At 59.8% G+C, this 1,079-nt stretch carries 3 protein-coding genes; 1 reads left to right on the top strand and 2 read right to left on the bottom strand.

Annotation, left to right across the window (positions count from 1 at the left end):
• On the top strand, nt 1–219 hold a 219-nt coding region (locus tag FCK22_RS19140; protein ID WP_211243593.1), incomplete at its 5' end, for a hypothetical protein.
• Nucleotides 220–255: 36 nt separating this feature from the next.
• Here the strand turns inward: FCK22_RS19140 and tnpB are convergent.
• Complete coding sequence (gene tnpB / locus FCK22_RS17920) at nt 256–606, bottom strand: IS66 family insertion sequence element accessory protein TnpB (RefSeq protein ID WP_136720748.1); 351 nt, start codon at nt 604–606, stop codon at nt 256–258.
• The gene (locus FCK22_RS17925) at nt 606–995 is read right to left on the bottom strand and encodes a transposase (RefSeq protein WP_136720749.1); all 390 of its coding nucleotides are present in this window, start codon (nt 993–995) and stop codon (nt 606–608) included. The genes tnpB and FCK22_RS17925 overlap by 1 nt, the downstream gene beginning before the upstream one ends.
• Between the last annotated feature and the right edge of the window lie 84 nt (nt 996–1,079).

The following is a 1,079-nucleotide window of genomic DNA, read 5'->3' on the forward strand; positions in this document are numbered from 1 at the left end:
GTCCTCGAACGCCAGCTGCCGCTCATCCTCGGGCAGCTTTTCCGACCTTTTGCCATGCAGGGCATGGTTCAGTTCAGCGATCAGATGCTGTTGGCGTTGGGTAATATCCTGAAGCGCTGTGATCGTTTCCATCAAGGTCGCAACCACTTCACGCTGCGCGGCAGGGATGGTGGAAAGGTCAATGACAGGCGTCTCAATCATGCCGCGAGACTACGATAAAACCACAGTAAAAACACGCAAAAGACACCGGTTGATTCATTCTGCCGCAGCCGGTGGGCGCATCTCCAGTGCCTTGACCTTCCGCCAGTCCAGACCGGCAAACAGAGCTTCGAACTGGGCGTGGTTCAGCGCCATTACCCCGTCCTTGATCGCAGGCCAGGTGAAGGTCGTATCTTCCAACCGCTTGTAGGCCATCACCAGTCCTGTGCCGTCCCAGTAGAGCAGCTTCAGCCGATCCGCCCGGCGCGAGCGGAATACAAACACCGTGCCGGTAAATGGATCCTTGCGCAGCACCGACGACACGATCGCCGCCAGACCGTCATGACCTTTCCTGAAGTCCACAGGCTGCGTCGAGACGAGAACCCGCACACGGTTTGACGGGAACATCACGGGTTGGCTTCCAAGCCGCGCACGACCGATACAATCCGTTCCGCCGAGGCCCCGGCTTCCAACCGGATCACGACCGCGCCCATGACAATCTCCGGCCGATCCTCCGCGCCAGTTTTACCAAGCGGGGCATCGTCAACTGGTCCAACGATCAGAGACGCGAATTCCGCAGGATCCTCCGGCGCAGGGAGCACCAGTCGTCCGGTTCGCGCAAGCGTCCGCCACGAGGACAGATGGTTCGCAGGCACACCATGCCGCAGCGCTACAGCATTCACCGTGCTGCCCGGCAACAGCGTCTCCGCCACGATCCGTGCTTTCAGTTCATCCGGCCATTTCCGGTTCCGACGACCCCGGCCGCCAACCGGGAGAACCTCCGATGTAGTCTCCATGGAGAAAATCCAGTCCAACAATCAACAGGGTCCAATGAACCCATCACCATGACAGACGGAAGGTGGGCGGCAGGAAACGCTTAC

The sequence above is a fragment of the Sulfitobacter sp. 15WGC genome, assembly GCF_005068605.1.
GTDB classification, from domain to species: Bacteria; Pseudomonadota; Alphaproteobacteria; order Rhodobacterales; family Rhodobacteraceae; genus Sulfitobacter; species Sulfitobacter faviae.